The organism is Niallia sp. M35 (genome assembly GCF_050971705.1).
Classification (GTDB): domain Bacteria; phylum Bacillota; class Bacilli; order Bacillales; family Cytobacillaceae; genus Niallia; species Niallia circulans_A.
In genome coordinates this window covers 152289-169221 of sequence record NZ_JBPCEP010000009.1, presented here as the reverse complement: position 1 = coordinate 169221, position 16933 = coordinate 152289, and the positions used below count along the sequence as shown (strand labels likewise).

The window sequence follows — 16933 nt, the reverse complement described above, 5'->3', positions numbered from 1 at the left end:
TTGCTATTTACTTTCTTTACTAAAAAATAAAAAGCGCTCCACTTACTTTCTAAAAGTAAGGGAGCGCTATATTTAGCGAATTTAAGTTCGTTCCTCTTTTTAAGGAGCCCAAAAAAGATTTTACTAGCAACGACTATAAATGTCAAGACTAGGAGATTATTTATCCTCATCCTCGTCATCAAATTCGTCGTCTTCTTCCTCTTCATCCTCATCTAGCTCATCGTCATCGATTTCATAATCTTCATCGAAATCATCATCTTCTTCCGACAAATCGTCATCTAATAGATCATCATCTTCTTCATCTAAATCCTCATCCTCATCTAGAAGCTCTTCGTCATCTAGATCAGCATCAAAGTCATCAAAATCGTCATCCTCATCAAGGCTATCAAAATCATCGAAGTCATCATCAACAGCTTTTTTCGCTTTCTTCTTCTTCGGTTTTGTAACTGTTACGACATCTTCTTCTGATTTATCTACAGGGTACCATAAACGAAGTCCCCAACGATTGTCTCCTAATGATAAGAAGCGACCATCAATATTAACATCTGTATATAATTGTGCTATTTTTTCATTAACCTCTTCTTCACTTAACCCAACTAATTTTGCTACTTGATCCATTAGTTCATTAAATGCATAAGGTGTTTTACCACCATTCATAATTTCATGTGCTACATCAATTAGCGACATTTCTTTTAGTTCTTCTTGAGTGTATTTATCAATACTCATTCTTTCGCACTTCCTTTCTTATCTACTCTTATCCCTTTCCTGAAAGCTCGAACCGAAATTCAGGTGGAAGTTTCACTTTTCGGGAGTTTATTATTTTTTTATGCTTTTGTTGACCATTCTGCAATAAATCCTCTAACCTATTTTAAAGCCTTTTGAAAAGAACTCTAACTAAAATAGTAAAAATACATATTCTCCATTATAAACAAATTTTAGGTGAATATGCTAGTTCTAGTTAAGGTTTATTTAACTTTTCTTCAAAATAAAAGTTTTCCTTCTCTTTTCCCGTTATTTTTGAGTGTTTATTCTTAGCTAGTTTAAAAAACAGAAGGGATAAAAGAAAGAAGCCAATGGAACCTAATTGGTGCTTATAAAGGAAAGAAAACACCACTATATATACAGGCATTCCCAGCCATATCCATAATTTCCGCACTGTTAATCCACCCCAACTAAATGTAGAATATTCTTACTTCTAGGATAACGATTCTATCAAGGGGCACGCAAGTCTAAACGCTATTTTTTCTTCTCTCTTCCATTATCTATTGTATTTTTGGTGAATAGCAATCTCTTACGGACATGACCAAGCAAGGTATGAAAAGAAGGGAATATCGGCAATACTATCCTTCTAAGGAGGGCATTATGAATGAAGACATTCCTGATTATCCTAAGCATTATTGCCATACTTATTTTCCTTCTTTACCTGGACTTTCAATTAGGAAAGAGAGCTCAGCAAAAAAAAATCAATCGAAAAAATCATCCTTTTAGATATAGTGACATTCACATTTACTCGGACGGTACAGAACTATTCCCAGCCCTTTTTCAAGCAATTGAAGAGGCTGCTGAACATGTCCATATTCTTTTCTATACTATTAAAACAGACAGTATTTCCAACGAGTTTCTCAATCTTTTAAAAACAAAAGCACATGAAGGAGTGGAAGTGCGACTTATTTTAGATTGGTTAGGAAGTTATAAAATAAGAAAAAAGGTTAGGGCAAAATTAAAAAAGGCCGGCGTTCAGTTTGCATTTTGTCAGCTTCCAATTTTCCCTTATCTTTTTTATTCCTTGCAGGTTAGAAACCACCGAAAAATTGCTATTATCGATGGTAAGGTTGGTTTTATGGGGGGCTTTAATATTGGCAAGGATTATATTCATGCTAATTATAAATTGAGCCCTTGGCGTGACTATCATCTTAAATTGATTGGTGAAGGGGTCGATGACTTACAACGAGAATTTTTAATGGATTGGTTAAAAGCTTCTAAGATAAATTTACTGCAAAATCGTGTATATTTTCCCCTGCAAAAAAAGGGAGAATCTAGACATCAAATAATTCCTACACAAGGGGTTTATTTAGAGGAAATAGTCTGTCATGTCATAAAAAACTGCAAAAGTTCTCTTCTAATTACCACTCCTTATTTTATACCTAGTAAACAAATAACAAAGGAGTTACTAAGAGCATTACATAGAAATATTTCCATTACCATCCTTATACCTGATAAGGCAGATCACTTGTTAGTCAAAGAGGCCTCCTTTCCATATTTACGTACATTGATTGCACATGGAGCAAGTGTTTATCAGTATATGAATGGTTTTTTTCATGGTAAATTAATTAACATTGATAATGAAATTATTATTATTGGTTCAGCCAACTTTGATAGACGGAGCATCTTTTTAAATCATGAGTTAAATTGTTGTATCTACGACCAAGGCTTTATAGAAAGAATGAACAAGATTACAACAGAAGATTTACAGCAGGCAAAGGAGTTATCGCTTGAAGGTTTAGATACTATCACAATCAGAAGTAAGCTAAAAGAATGGATAGCCCGCCTTTTCGCTCCATTTCTATAAATGGATTAGCGATTACGGAACTATCCTAGACGATTTGCATAGACATGCCCAGGACATAAGTATTCCAACAAACATAAACCCAAACAATTATACGAAGAAGTAATAAAACATCTTGTGACTGTTTGGGTCTTTATTAAAAAAAGAATTACTTGTAGGTATTTCCCGCAGACGGACTTTTCATGGTGCTACACCTAAGCTGCTTCGGATTTGCAACCAATATCCAATTAATCATCGTTGCTGTTTTTTATGACTGGTATTTTTATTTTGACAAAAAATGATTCCTCCTTATAGGTGTAATCAAGATAGCCATGATGCTTCTTCACGATATCAAGGATGATTCTTGTTCCATATCCACGTTCTTTCCCCTTCTTCGTCGACTTACCAAATTTCTTATATAAAGAGTCTAAGATGGAAACTGGAATAGGCAAGCAGTCATTTTTGCATGTCAGTAAGTAAAGCCCACTTCTTTTGGAGAGCCGAATAATAATATGGGGCTCTCGTCGATACTTTTGCTGCCATTCTCGACTTGCTTCTAAGCTATTAGACAATAAATTCCCTACTAAACCGACGATATCCTTTTCTTTCATCGGCAACGTTGATAAAGGGATATCAAAATCATATTTTAGCGTGATATTTTCCTGGACCGCCTGCTTATAAACTCTATGTAAGACAGAAGCTACAGATCCACTTTCCCCTTTTATAGATAGATTTGTTTCTTCATATCCTTCTACCAATTCGTCTAAATAAGATTTAGCATGGGAGGAACCCTCTTTTTCCAGCATAAAATGCACTGCTGAAATATGCTTTAGAAAATCATGTCTTTCGCTGCGCACTACTTGAAAAAGTTCATTATATTGGCTTATCTCCTTCTCATAGGACTCTTTTGCCTGTTGCAGTGAAAAAATTTTTGCTCCAATCATAAACCGCACTATTTCGATTAGTACGAACAACAGAAGGAATAATATATTCCAGTATGTGAATGCAACTTGAATATGCAAAAGCAAAACCAATGATTGTACAAGCCAAAAGAGAACTTCTATTCTGGAATTAATAACAGCTTTATCTGCATGTAAATATTTCGAAAGAACAAAGCATATCCCCACAAAGAATGCAAAGATCCAATATGCTTGCACCGAAAAACTTACGTGGTCGATTACTCTTTTGCTATGTATGGTGCTATAAACAGCAATAAGCAGCCAATAAAAATGGTTATTATTAATCATATATACCTCTTTAAAAGTAATTTTCCTGAAGAAAATCTACTTTTTCCTTTGTAATCATTGCCTTTTCCTCTAATCCTTCGAATGCTACAGCATAAGAGTTCTTTGCATAAAGAGAAAAATTTTTAACATAATGAATGTTTATAATAAAAGATCGATGGGAGCGTATAAAATCTCTTTCTCTCAGCTCTCCCTCTAATTCATTTAGCGTTTGATATGTTTTGATCGCTTCGGCTTTAGTATAAATGGTTGTTGACCTTCCGGATCGTTCAATAAAAACAATATCCTTCTTTTGGATAATGTGAATTTCACTCTTTTGTTTAATATAAAGTCTTCCTGCAATCTCTGTAGACTTTGTCTTTTCTAACGCTCGCTGTACCGATTGAGTAAGACGCTCCTTATTATAAGGCTTCATAATATAGTCATGGACATTCAGTTCAAAGGCATGAACAGCATAGCCACTAGTACCTGTTACAAAAATGACCAAAATATTCAAAGCATGAGAATGAATAATGTCCGCTAATTCATATCCCGATAAACCTGGCATTTCAATATCCGCAATTAATAAATCAATGCTTTCTTTTTTTATTTCCGTATAAGCTTCTTCCGCCGATATCGTTGAGAAGATAATCTCAACATCAGGAATACCGGAAACAATGCCTATTAATTTATCTAGATCAATCATACGGTCATCTACTAAACCAACTCTCAACTCTTCTTTCTCCCTTCATCCCCACAAATACTGACAGAAATTACCCTTTTTATTTTACCATGATTTCTCTACGTTCGGATGGGTTTCACCGCATTTTCCATCCCCACAAGTATTCCTATATGCGACATCTTCCCTTTTCACGACATGATAAGCCATTTTCGTGACATAATGGCAGAAAAAAAGAGGCTCTCCAATTATGATAAATGTAACGAAACCAATACGAGGTGAAAGAGTATGATAACGATTCAAACGGTAACTAAAAAATTTCAAGATAAAAAAACTTCTGTAACAGCCCTTAAACACGTGTCATTTTCCATACAAAAAGGAGAAACCATTGCTTTACTTGGAGAGAATGGAGCAGGCAAGACAACGCTTCTACGTTCTATTGCCACCCTTATCCAACCAACAGAAGGAACTATAACGGTTGATCAATATGATACAAAGAAAAACCCCAATGAAATTAAACAAAAAATTGGTGTTCTATTCGGTGGAGAAACTGGTCTTTATGAGCGATTAACTGCAAGAGAGAATCTAGAGTACTTTGCCAATCTATATGGATTAGGAAAACATGAAACAAAGGTTAGAATCGATGAGCTTTCAAGAATGTTTGGGATGCGAGATTATTTAGATCGAAAAGTTGGCGGATTCTCTAAAGGAATGAGACAAAAAGTGGCGATTGCCCGAACGATTATTCATGACCCCGAAATTATTCTTTTTGATGAACCTACAACAGGCTTGGATATTACTGCTTCAAATGTATTCCGTCAGCTTGTTCATCAATTAAAAAGAGAAGGGAAAACCATTTTATTTTCCAGCCACATTATGGAGGAAGTTGCGATGCTATGTGATAGCGTTGCAATGATACATAAAGGAGAGCTTGTCTATCATGGAAAGCTTGACGATTTATACAAAGCGGAAGGCAGCAAGGACCTAAACTACATCTTTATGAGCAAATTAGTTAGAGGAGGAAACACATATGCTATTTAAATTATTTTTGAAAGAATTAAAGGATTCATTTCGTGATAGACGAACATTATTACTTACCGTTTTCTTACCGATTATTATGATGACAGGCTTAACCCTCTTTTATGAAAAGTTAGTATCTAGTGATGAAGGAGACACCTACCAATTAGCCATTCCAACAAATATAAATGAAGAGATGCAAGCAAATTTAGCTGTTTATACAAACATTGAATTAGTAGATGCTGATAATCCCGAAAAAATGGTAAAAGACGGAGATGCACAAGCTGCCATTCTGATAGAGAATGATTTTAGCGAAAAACTCAGCAAAGGAGAAAATACCAATATCGTTCTCATTGGAGATTCTTTTAGTGAAAAATCTTCTACATTACTTTCAATTGTTATGAATGCATTAAATGAATACGAAAAGACGGTGGTAACAGAACGGTTAAATGAAGCAGGTGTCGAAAGTACGGTTGTGCAGCCTTTCTCTATTGAACAGCAAGAAATTTCTGCAGAGGACCCAACCATTAATTTAGTCGCTATGCTTATTCCATTAATCCTATCATTAGCTTTAGGAATCGGCGCTTCTCCTGCCGCTGCAGATCTGTTTGCAGGAGAAAAAGAAAAGAAAACAATGGAGGCATTATTAATGACTCCCGTAAAGCGTTCAACTTTAGTTATTTCTAAATGGTTAACAATCACTACTATCGGGGTTTTAACTGGTTTGATCACTTTGCTGGTAGTTGTGCTTGAAATTGCCTTTTTTACGGAAAATTTAAAAAATGCTGTTCCTGTGCATAATAATTTTGCATTAATTATCGTTTTTGCTTTGGTTATGACGATTATTTACTCTATGTTAATTGCTTCCTTGCTTATGATTACTAGTATTATTGGTAAAACAATTAAAGAGGCTCAAAGTTATAGCACGCCGATACTGCTTCTGACTATTTTTCCAATGATGCTCTTATCAACTACTGGAATAAATGAATTAACTACTAACCATTTTATTATTCCTTTTGTTAATGTATTTAGCACTTTAAAGGAGTTAATATTCGGGGAAATAATCTATCAGCATTTGCTTCTTACCCTAGGATCTAATTTAGTCTTTATCATTATTTCATTTTTGATTGGCAGAATGCTATTTTTGAAGGATAAATGGGTTATTAATTAAGCAGCATGAATGTTCCTTTGATAAGATATACAAAGGAACTCCAGACTGTCGACAAACTCCTAATTCAGTAATTAGGGGTTTGTCTTAGTTTATAAATATACATTCCCTGTTTCTCTTCTACAGGCACTTCCTCCCCCTTCCGTTCCTAAAAAATCTATTTTCTATACTTTTAATTACGTTTTTGATGTCATCGAATCCAAAGTCTCACTGCCCTTATTTGACGATTCCAGTCACTTTTCTATTTTATTTCTTGAAAATTGGACAGCAGGAATTTTTTATACTTTGGAAACAGGCAGTGCAGGAAAGAAAATCTTGAATATCAGTTATTCACTCCACATAATTTTTGTTTTAAAGAATTAAAATTGTATAACCTTAAAGATTATTTATTGGACAAGTTGATCGTATTGCCAGTAGCCCAAATGTTTTTAGTTTCCAGTTAGAAATGTATCTTGATTAAATTTTGATAAAAGTATTCTAAAATAATCAACATCCCACATAGACACGCACAGGGGGAAAAGTCATAAGATTGAGGTGATGTATATGTTTTTAAAAAGATGTATAAACATTTCAGGCTGTATTATTGTTTTATTTATGTTATCTGCATGTCAATCATTAACAAAGTTTAAAGATAAAACAATGGAAGAAACAAAAAAAACAATGCATTTTACTGAGGGTAACGAAAACGAAACAGCTGAAACAATGGAGAGGTTGATTGATAAGGGAAAACTCGATCAAGTGGTCTACAACGAAAAACTTTATCAGCTGAAAGAAAAAGTTGATGAAGACAAAAAAGGAAAAGTCATAGGGGCAATAGGCAAAACTTTCTTTGTAGATAGCGATGGAAAGAGATGGTCAGAAGAAGAACTGAAAGAACCGTATCTCTCTCTAGACCCTGATGAAATCAAAGAGAAAAAACCTTTACGCTATGGGAAGGTTTACAGTGCAAACGAGGATTCCAATGCCGAAGATGAAATCATTGTAGAGTTTAATCGTGAGTATTATCGGGCAGTTTTGATTAAGAATGAAAAGGAATAAGGGAGGGTGTGACATGAGTACAGCCTTATTAGAAACCAAAAGTCTTACAAAAAAGTTTGGCAAAGAAACAGCTGTTTCAGATGTTTCACTAACTGTTCAGAAAAACAGTATTTATGGTCTACTTGGACCAAATGGAGCTGGGAAATCAACAACACTAAAAATTTTGACAGGAATTTTACGGAAGACTTCTGGTGAGGTTTTCTTCGACGGACATAAATGGAAACGTTCTGATTTGCAAAATATTGGATCTTTAATAGAAGCTCCGCCCCTTTACGATAATTTAACAGCATTTGAAAATGTAAAAGTACATGCCACGTTGCTGGGCCTATCTGAGGAGCGGATACACAGTGTGCTAAAAACTGTAGATATGCAGCATGCTGGTAAGAAAAGAGCAGGCCAGTTTTCTATGGGGATGAGGCAGCGACTGGGAATCGCTATTGCTTTATTAAATCATCCTAAATTATTAATTCTTGATGAACCTACGAACGGGCTTGATCCAATCGGTATTCAGGAGCTCAGAGACCTTATCCGCTCTTTTCCTCAAGAAGGAATAACCGTTATTTTATCTAGTCATATCCTTTCAGAAGTCGAACAAATAGCAGATCATATTGGGATTATCATCGGCGGTCACCTTGGATACCAGGGCGAAATAAATAAAATTGATGATTTAGAGCATTTGTTTATGGAAGTTGTAAAGGCAAGCCGTGAAAAAGAGGGTGTAAAAAAATGATAAATTATATGAAGGCCGAAAACCTGAAGTTTAAGCGGACTTTTTCTAGAAAAATGATAATCTTTGTACCGCTCCTTAATATAGGTTTTTCTTTTTTAATGAACAATCAATTTTTTGTTTCCGGTACTTTTAACTGGTGGTCTATTATTTTTATGCCGGTGATGATTGCTTTACTTTGTTCATTATCTCATCAAAAAGAAAAAAAAGCCTCTAATTATACTGGCACATATTCATTGCCTATTGATTTGGGGAGATTATGGTATTCTAAGATTGTCATTATTATGATTTATTCGTTATTATCTCAAATTGTATTTTTAGTGTTTATGTTACTCATGGGATTCGTTATAGCTGATTTTACCATTGTTACGCTTTCTACAGTTGCCGCAAGTTTATTGCTTTGGGTAACAAGCCTTTGGCAGGTTCCACTTTGTTTATTTGTGGCCAAAAAGTGGGGTCTTACGATAGCGGTAATGTTGAATCTCATAGGAACATTTATTCTGGGTATAATGCCGGCATCTCGCTCTTTTTGGTGGTTTATTCCTTGGAGCTGGCCAATTCGAATGATGTGTCCAACAATAGGTATTCACCCTAACGGTCTGTTGCTTGAAAAAAATAATCCTTTGTTGAGTTGGATGGTCGTCCCTCCTGCTATATTGATTTCTGTACTATTATTTTTGATAATGGCGTTTTTGACCAGCCGTTCGTTTGCTTCTTCCATTGATTATAGAATAAAAAAGCAAGGGGCGATGTAAAGTGAGACTGCTTTTGAGGTGTTTACAAGCTGATTTTCAAAAAAACAGGCACACCTCCTTTATGTGGCTGCATTTCATTATCCCTATAGTTTGTTCAGTTGTATTAATCCTGTATTATTATGGAAGAGACCAAAGCCAATTTCACTTGTATAAATCTTTTATGGAAGCTATTGCTATTGCATTGCCGTTGCTCATAGGGGTCTTATGCGGCATGACCGCATCTTTAGAAGAACAGGCTGGAAAATTTCAAGTGTTGCTGGGAGGCACATCTCCAAAAATTATTGCTTATGCCAGTAAAATGTTAATGCTTCTTCTCATGGAACTTTGCTCAATTGGCATAGCGCTTTTCCTTTATATAATGGGATTAACATTTATTTTAAATGTGCCGGATTTGTCTTATGATATTTTTATAACAGGTGCTGCCTGGCTGGTTGTAGGTAGTGTCATTCTATATGTTATTTATTTTTTTATCAGCTGTATGTTTGGAATGGGTGCTTCTGTCCTGATAGGCGGAGCAGGCCTGCTTATGACAGCTCTCATGAATACTGGATTAGGAGATGCGATATGGAAATATAATCCTTGGGCTTGGAGTATTAGACTATCAGGTTTAAATGGGGTTCTCCATTTTATAGAAAAAGATAATTATTCTTTATTAATGCATGAAATAAATTCAGGAGTATTCATTGTGATTTTTGGTACAATCTGTATAATCATTGCCGGTCTAATATGGTTTAACAGATGGGAAGGCAGAAAAACATTTGAATAGCATGAGGAGGACGGGAAATGGCAAAAATCCTTGCTGTCGATGATGAAAAAGATATTCTTGCACTGATACAAAACATTTTGCGCCGTGACCAGCATAAAGTCGACACTTTAGATCGTGTTAAAGGCCAGCCGCCTGATTTATTTCAAGGATATGATTTAATTTTGCTTGATGTTATGATGCCGGACATTGACGGTTTTGAGCTATGTAAACAGATACGCCCTTTGGTGGATTGTCCCATATTATTCCTCACAGCTAAAACCGAAGAGGAAGCGATAATCAATGGCCTCATTACTGGCGGAGATGATTATATTACAAAGCCCTTCGGCGTTAGGGAGCTTAGTGCTAGAGTTAATGCTCACTTAAGAAGGGAACGGAGAGACAAACATCAATCGAAAAGAGTCATCTCTGGTTTTTTATTTCATTTTGATAGTAAAGAAGTATTTATCAATAACCAAAAACTTAACTTAACAAAAAATGAATATAAAATATTTGAATTTTTAGCTCAACATAAAGGGAGAACTTTTTCAAGAGAACAAATTTACGAAGAGATATATGGATTAGAGGGGAATGCCTTGTATTCAACAATTACGGAGTTTATCAGAACGATTCGCAGAAAATGTAACGAGCATAATGCAGACCCTATCAAAACGGTATGGGGCTTTGGGTACAAATGGGAATAAATCATAAAGGCCAAAAAACACTTCTTAGAGAACTGATAAAGTATATAGCTGCGTTATGTATTAGTTTGATTGTACTTGCTTTACTCTATTTATTTATGAATACCATCGCTATGAATATGGGCTTCTCACATCCAGCAAATTATAATGAACGAGAAGCAGAGAAACTTATGCCGAAGCTGGAACATGTAGATAAAATAACTGCTGATATGATTCCCGATACGATGTCATTTGCCCTCCTTGATAAAGAAACAAAACAAAAAACAGCTGGAACTATTAAAGTAAAAGATCTGAAACTGGTAAAAAAGAAGATTGAAAAAAAACCGTATGTTAATTATAAACAAAAAGGATATTTGGTTATAGAAAGAAAAAATGAGTATTGTATTTTGCAATATTCATTACGGGCAGATTTTAGCTCACCTTTATTAAGAAAATACCTTCCTAATTATGAATTAACGAGTATCAGTATTTTGATAGTCTTGCTCATTATAGACATTTCTATTATAACAACGTACTTTGCTAATAGATTAAGAATACATTTTGAAACACTGAATGTAATTACTCGATATATAAAAGAGCAAAATTTGCAGTTTACCCCCGAATTTACACATATTAAGGAATTTGACGATGTAATTGACTCCTTAATTGAAATGAGAGATGCTCTTCGGTCATCACTCGAGGCTCAGTGGCGGTTAGAAAAAAATAAGAAAGAGCAAATTGGTGCTTTGGCACATGATATCAAAATCCCGATTACCATTATTAAGGGAAATGCTGAATTACTCAGTTTGTCTATTCAAAACGAAGAACAAGCTGAGTATACAAAGTATATTCTTGGAGCAGGAAATCAAATTGAACAATATATTTCTCAGCTGATTTATCTTTCGAAAACAGAGGAGTCCTTAACTATTCATTTGGAGGAAGCCTTTATAGATAAGCTGACAGAAACTCTGCAGAAAGATATATCCGCCTATAAAGGGAATAAAAAAATAACTATTTCATTTAAAAAAGAAAATCTCAAGAAAGAGGCGGAAATAGACTGGCAGCTGTTACATAGGGCGTTATTGAATATTTTAACAAATGCGGTTGATTATACACCGGAAGATGGGACTGTCTCGGTGCATGCGGAATGCGATTCTGATACTCTTTACTTTTTTGTAAAAGACACAGGAAATGGATTTTCGGAAAGCGGGCTAAAAAAAGCAACAGAACTTTTTTACATGGATGACAAGGCCCGTCAGTCTAAAGGTCATTATGGAATGGGGTTGACCTTCGCAAAAAATGCTGTGAATCTCCATAATGGAGAACTGACTCTTGGAAACACGATAGAGGGTGGCGGAGAAGTGCGAGTGAAAATACCCTTATATAGAAATCATTAAACCCACGCCCTATCTGGACGTGGGTTATAATGCTTCGCGCTATATAAAGGCAAATGAAAATGCTGATGATGATCGAAGCTGACAGCAATGCTAATATAATATTCAGTTTCATCATCTCTTTATTTATTTCTTATATTATCTTACAAAGACTGAAGAGTATTATAGTAATAGAAAAAAGAAAAGGAGAAATCGGAAGCCCTGCAAATGTTGAAGAAACAACTTATTAAAAAGAGGAAAGCGTCTATTTCCGCTTTCCTCTTTTTGATTTATTACATTTTTTCTGGTGCAGATACGCCAATAAGCGCCAAGGCGTTTCTTAATGTGATTTGCGTTGCTTGGATTAATGCTAAACGTGCTTTTGTTCTTTCTAAGTTGTCTGCATCTAATACTTTTTCAGCATTATAGAAGCTATGGAAAGTAGATGCCAAGTCGTAAATATAATTCGTAATACGGTGTGGCATTCTCTTTAATGCCGCTTCTCCTACTGCTTGCGGGAATTCTCCTAATTTCTTTAATAGATCAAATTCCTTTTCCGCCGTAATTAGTGCAGCATTTAGCTCGTCCTTCGGCTCGATTCCTTGTTCTTTTCCTTGTCGAAGGATACTAGAGATACGAGCATGGGCATATTGTGCATAATATACTGGGTTTTCATTCGATTGGGATACAGCTAGATCTAAGTCAAAATCTAAATGCGTATCTGCACTTCTCATAGCAAAGAAATAACGAGTTGCATCTAGACCTACTTCTTCTACTAAGTCTCTCATTGTTACAGCTTTTCCTGTACGCTTACTCATCTTCATTTTTTCGCCATTTTTGTATAAGTGAACAAGCTGAATAATTTCCACTTCTAATGCTTCTTTGTTATATCCTAATGCTTGGATTGCAGCTTTCATACGAGGAATATAACCATGATGATCTGCACCCCAAATATTGATAAGCTTTTCAAAGCCTCTATCTAATTTATCCTTATGATAAGCGATGTCTGGCAATAAGTACGTATAAGATCCGTCATTTTTAATAAGCACACGGTCTTTATCATCTTCAAAATCAGTAGAACGTAACCATGTCGCTCCATCTTGTTCAAAAATATAGCCATTCTCCTTTAACTTGTTTAACGCTATATCAATCTTTCCGTTTTGATAAAGAGATGTTTCGGAGAACCACACATCAAATTTTACACGGAAATCTTCTAAATCCTGTTTCAGTTTAGCCATTTCATACTTCAGTCCGTATTCACGGAAAAAGTCAAAACGTTCCTGTTCTGAAACATGGACATACTTATCCCCATATTCTTCTGCTAACTTTTTCCCGATTCCGATAATGTCTTCCCCATGATAGCCATCTTGCGGCATTTCTTTTTCCATTCCTAACGCTTGGAAATAACGCGCTTCTACAGATAATGCCAAGTTATTAATTTGGTTACCAGCATCATTAATATAGTATTCTCTTGATACCTCATAGCCAGCTTTGTCTAAGATATTGCAAAGAGAATCTCCTACAGCTGCTCCACGCGCATGACCTAAGTGAAGGTCGCCAGTTGGGTTAGCTGAAACAAACTCTACTTGTACTTTTTCATTATTTCCAACTGTAGTTTGTCCATATTGCTCTCCCGCTTGAAGGATGGTTGGAATTAAATCCGTTAGATAGCTGTTATCCATATAAAAATTGATAAAACCTGGACCTGCTATTTCTACTTTTTTAATAGAAGCTTTCGTTTGATCGAAATTCTCAATAATAGCCTCCGCAATCATTCTTGGCGCTTTTTTGGCAACTCTCGCTAATTGCATCGCCATATTCGTTGAATAATCACCATGGGCTTTATCTTTTGGCAATTCCAAGATTACCTCTGGAATTTGTTCTTCTGCTGCTAATCCAGCTTTTATGACGCTTTGTTTAATTTCTTCCTTTAGCTTGTCCTTTATTTGATCTACAATATTCATTCTTACTCTGTCTCCTCCTTAAATGAAATAGTCATATGATAGGTTCCATTATTGCTGCCTTGCATCTTTAAATCATATAAAATATCTAATGAACCTGTGGTTGCTTGCTGTTCCACTTCTAGCGCAAGTCTCTTTGTATCGGTAACTAGCTGAAATACACCGTATGGACTTTCATAGCTGCCGATCTTTTGTTTATTAATAAGAAAAGGAAGGCGCATTTTGACCGCTCCACTTCGAAGGATTAGTCCTTCCTTTTCTGTAATTTTAATAATTGTTTTAATGGTTCCTTCTTCTATGATTTCTTCATATTTTATATATTTACTAGTATCTTTTTCTAAGTATTGACCAAACCCAATCCACTCAATACTTTCTTTATTTTTCCCATTATATATATGTGTTGTAACGTGTAATTTTACAGGCACCTGTTGCCCTGATGGTTGAGACAACGACAACACTTCCTTTTCATTTACTGTGTAACTTTATAAGTATAAATTTTTTAAAGGGGAAGTGCAAGATGGTTCGCAAAAGAACGAAGATATTCTCTCTTGACAGAACCCTGCATGTGTAAAAAAACCTACAGTATAATCTGTAGGTTTTCGCTTTAATAATTGCTTAGTTCCTTGATTGGTGTTTGGATAATCACAGGGTTTTTAGATGGATCTAGCCATTTTAAAATTTTCACAACATTTGCCTCTGTCGTTGCTGTACAGCCTAGTGTATAACTATTTGCAATATGGAAGAAGATTGCGCTTCCTTTATTAGGAATTCGCTTTGTATTATAGTCAATAACAAATCCATATTTATATGCCGGCACATTCATATTTTCAGCACTTTTCCATTGACCTTTTGTTTTCTTTTTCGACTGCCAAGTATTATATAGCTTGGATTTCGGATCATCTACCCATACATCATCTTTGGTTATTTTTCGATAAGGTAATTTTGTCCCAGGGTTTTTTTGTGTACCAAACGCTGTTCCGATCGTAAACTTACCAATGGGTGATTTTTTTCCGCCTTCATTCATATTTGAGGTAAAGCCGTATTTCCCAATATGTCCAGTTGTCGTTAAAACTGGAATCCATTCACCCTTTTTATTTTTTTCAAAGGTACGAATATCAGCAGAGGATGTATTATAGCCATTTGAAGTAACAAGGATCAATTGTTTATTTTTTCCTACTGTTTTTAGGCCTGCTGCTAAATTTTTTGGTGATGCGGGTTTTTTGGTTGTTAGGTATTTACTTGATGCCCAGCCTGTCTTACTGCCCACCGTTACCTTGCTCCAAGATCCCTTTGTTTGAGATACTTTTAAAGATTGATTTTTTTTGACTGTCGTAACTACTTTATAGTTAGTTCCTGCACCACTTCTTACATTTAACGTACTTGCTGTAACATACATCGTTTTTGTAGATGTCGTAGCTTTTGCTGCTGGCTTTTTTGTCGTTAAATATTTATTAGAGGCCCAGCCGGTTTTCTTTCCAACTGTCACTTTATCCCAAGAACCTTTTGTCTGGGTTACTGTTACAGCCTGATTTTTCTTAACGGTTGTCACTATTTTATAAGAAGTACCTGCCCCGCTTCTTATATTAAGAGTGCTTGCTGTCACATATTTCGTTTTTTTACTAGCAGCTTGAGCCGTATTTACCGAATGAAAGCCAGCAAATAAAACCATTACTCCTACTAATAGAACAAAAATCCTTTTTCCCATTTCCATCCTTCTCCCTATGTATAATCAAGCTTCTTTTTTTCATGGACAAGCATGCGCAAAATGCTCCATATGTAGTCTAGCAGAACACTATTTCAGTTTCTTAATATCTACATTACAAAGCTACAATATTTTCATTGCCATTCCAATCTCGAGGGGAATTTTCTTGCCAAACGGCACTTATCTAGTAAAAATTGATAGTAGCCTTTTTCTAAAGTTAATGGTTGAATTTTAAAGCGTCTACTAAATAGATTAACTTCTCACTTTCTATATTTTAACATATTTATCCATTTTTCCGATGGTAAGTAAAGTGCATCCAGTTACGGAGGAAAACCACTAACCAGTAATAATAAAGCCAAACAACCATATGAAATCTTTGGTACAATTGTTTGGCTTTATTTCTAGCTGGAACTATGTCCCCACTTATCAAAATTATATTATTTTACAAACCCTAAAATCATTTCACGAATTAATTTACTTGCTGTATTCGCTGTTTGTTCAGATGGATCGTAAATTGGCGCTACTTCAACTAAATCTGCTCCAACTACCTGAACATTCGAACGTGCTATTTCATGAATGGATGCTAATAATTCTTTTGAAGTAATCCCCCCTGCATCCACCGTACCTGTTCCAGGGGCATGCGCAGGATCTAATACATCAATATCGATAGTTACATATACAGGTCTGCCTGCAAGTGTTGGCAAGATTTCTTTTAATGGCTCTAGCACCTCAAACTTAGAAATATGCATCCCTACTTCTTTTGCCCACTGAAACTCTTCTTTCATTCCAGAACGAATCCCAAAAGAATAAACATTTTTTGGACCAATTAAATTGGCTGCTTTTTTGATCGGTGTGGAGTGAGATAATGGCTCTCCTTCGTATTCATCGCGAAGATCTGTATGGGCATCCATATGTATGATAGCTAAATCTGGATATTTTTTATACATTGCTTGGAACACGCCCCAAGATACTAAATGCTCTCCTCCCATTCCAAGCGGAAATTTATTATCATCTAATACTTTGTCCACAAATTCTTCAATCATATCTAAGCTGCGTTGCGGATTTCCAAATGGCAAAGGAATATCTCCTGCGTCAAAGTATTTTACTTCATCAAGCTCTCTATCCAAATAAGGACTGTACTCTTCTAACCCTACAGAAACCTCTCGAATTCTTGCTGGGCCAAAACGGGAGCCCGGACGGAAGCTAACGGTCCAGTCCATTGGCATACCATACAATACTACTTGGCTTTCTTCATAATTTGGAAAACTTTTAATAAATACATTTCCTGAATATGATTCATCAAAACGCATTGGTCATCTCTCC

General features: G+C 35.5%; 17 protein-coding genes. 9 read left to right on the top strand and 8 right to left on the bottom strand.

Annotation, left to right across the window (positions count from 1 at the left end; all coding sequences use genetic code 11):
- Positions 1-156 precede the first annotated feature (156 nt).
- Positions 157-726 (bottom strand): DNA-directed RNA polymerase subunit delta, encoded by a 570-nt coding sequence (rpoE, locus tag NiCM35_RS14240; RefSeq protein WP_095329556.1) that lies wholly within the window; start codon positions 724-726, stop codon positions 157-159.
- Positions 727-958: 232 nt separating this feature from the next.
- Positions 959-1156, bottom strand: coding sequence for a hypothetical protein (locus NiCM35_RS14235; RefSeq protein ID WP_095329555.1), 198 nt, complete (start codon positions 1154-1156; stop codon positions 959-961).
- A gap of 210 nt (positions 1157-1366) precedes the next feature.
- On the opposite strand from NiCM35_RS14235, the gene cls reads away from it, so the two are divergent.
- Positions 1367-2569 (top strand): cardiolipin synthase, encoded by a 1203-nt coding sequence (gene cls, locus NiCM35_RS14230; protein WP_433779849.1) that lies wholly within the window; start codon positions 1367-1369, stop codon positions 2567-2569.
- A gap of 224 nt (positions 2570-2793) precedes the next feature.
- On the opposite strand, the gene NiCM35_RS14225 is transcribed toward cls, so the two are convergent.
- Both NiCM35_RS14225 and NiCM35_RS14220 read right to left on the bottom strand, forming a co-directional pair.
- Positions 2794-3792: a sensor histidine kinase gene (locus tag NiCM35_RS14225; RefSeq protein ID WP_095329553.1), complete on the bottom strand. Its 999-nt coding sequence runs from the start codon at positions 3790-3792 to the stop codon at positions 2794-2796.
- A 10-nt stretch (positions 3793-3802) separates the two neighbouring features.
- Positions 3803-4501 (bottom strand): LytR/AlgR family response regulator transcription factor, encoded by a 699-nt coding sequence (locus tag NiCM35_RS14220; protein ID WP_095329552.1) that lies wholly within the window; start codon positions 4499-4501, stop codon positions 3803-3805.
- A 234-nt stretch (positions 4502-4735) separates the two neighbouring features.
- Between NiCM35_RS14220 and NiCM35_RS14215 the strand changes: the two genes are divergently transcribed.
- The 8 genes from NiCM35_RS14215 (at position 4736) to NiCM35_RS14180 (ending at position 11971) form a co-directional block, all read left to right on the top strand.
- Positions 4736-5488 (top strand): ATP-binding cassette domain-containing protein, encoded by a 753-nt coding sequence (locus NiCM35_RS14215; protein WP_095329551.1) that lies wholly within the window; start codon positions 4736-4738, stop codon positions 5486-5488.
- On the top strand, positions 5478-6635 hold the full coding sequence (locus NiCM35_RS14210) for an ABC transporter permease (protein ID WP_123260285.1): 1158 nt from the start codon (positions 5478-5480) through the stop codon (positions 6633-6635). Before NiCM35_RS14215 ends, NiCM35_RS14210 begins: the two co-directional genes overlap by 11 nt.
- Before the next feature lie 540 nt (positions 6636-7175).
- Complete coding sequence (locus tag NiCM35_RS14205) at positions 7176-7670, top strand: NisI/SpaI family lantibiotic immunity lipoprotein (protein ID WP_095329549.1); 495 nt, start codon at positions 7176-7178, stop codon at positions 7668-7670.
- Positions 7671-7683: 13 nt separating this feature from the next.
- On the top strand, positions 7684-8400 hold the full coding sequence (locus NiCM35_RS14200) for a lantibiotic protection ABC transporter ATP-binding protein (protein ID WP_095329548.1): 717 nt from the start codon (positions 7684-7686) through the stop codon (positions 8398-8400).
- Positions 8397-9152 carry a lantibiotic immunity ABC transporter MutE/EpiE family permease subunit gene (locus tag NiCM35_RS14195; protein ID WP_095329547.1) on the top strand — a complete coding sequence of 252 codons (756 nt, stop codon included), beginning with the start codon at positions 8397-8399 and terminating at the stop codon, positions 9150-9152. The genes NiCM35_RS14200 and NiCM35_RS14195 overlap by 4 nt, the downstream gene beginning before the upstream one ends.
- Before the next feature lies 1 nt (position 9153).
- The gene (locus NiCM35_RS14190) at positions 9154-9918 is read left to right on the top strand and encodes a lantibiotic immunity ABC transporter MutG family permease subunit (RefSeq protein ID WP_095329546.1); all 765 of its coding nucleotides are present in this window, start codon (positions 9154-9156) and stop codon (positions 9916-9918) included.
- A 17-nt stretch (positions 9919-9935) separates the two neighbouring features.
- Positions 9936-10598 carry a response regulator transcription factor gene (locus tag NiCM35_RS14185; protein WP_095329545.1) on the top strand — a complete coding sequence of 221 codons (663 nt, stop codon included), beginning with the start codon at positions 9936-9938 and terminating at the stop codon, positions 10596-10598.
- Complete coding sequence (locus NiCM35_RS14180; protein WP_433779845.1) at positions 10589-11971, top strand: HAMP domain-containing histidine kinase; 1383 nt, start codon at positions 10589-10591, stop codon at positions 11969-11971. The genes NiCM35_RS14185 and NiCM35_RS14180 overlap by 10 nt, the downstream gene beginning before the upstream one ends.
- A 269-nt stretch (positions 11972-12240) precedes the next feature.
- Here the strand turns inward: NiCM35_RS14180 and argS are convergent, their stop codons facing one another.
- The 4 genes from argS to speB form a co-directional block, all read right to left on the bottom strand.
- Complete coding sequence (gene argS, locus NiCM35_RS14175; RefSeq protein ID WP_123258498.1) at positions 12241-13911, bottom strand: arginine--tRNA ligase; 1671 nt, start codon at positions 13909-13911, stop codon at positions 12241-12243.
- Positions 13912-13913: 2 nt separating this feature from the next.
- Positions 13914-14366, bottom strand: a complete 453-nt coding sequence (locus NiCM35_RS14170; RefSeq protein ID WP_235850238.1) for a YwiB family protein — start codon at positions 14364-14366, stop codon at positions 13914-13916.
- Positions 14367-14512: 146 nt separating this feature from the next.
- On the bottom strand, positions 14513-15613 hold the full coding sequence (locus NiCM35_RS14165; RefSeq protein WP_095329541.1) for an SH3 domain-containing protein: 1101 nt from the start codon (positions 15611-15613) through the stop codon (positions 14513-14515).
- Positions 15614-16047: 434 nt separating this feature from the next.
- The gene (gene speB / locus NiCM35_RS14160; protein WP_095329540.1) at positions 16048-16920 is read right to left on the bottom strand and encodes an agmatinase; all 873 of its coding nucleotides are present in this window, start codon (positions 16918-16920) and stop codon (positions 16048-16050) included.
- Positions 16921-16933: the final 13 nt, after the last annotated feature.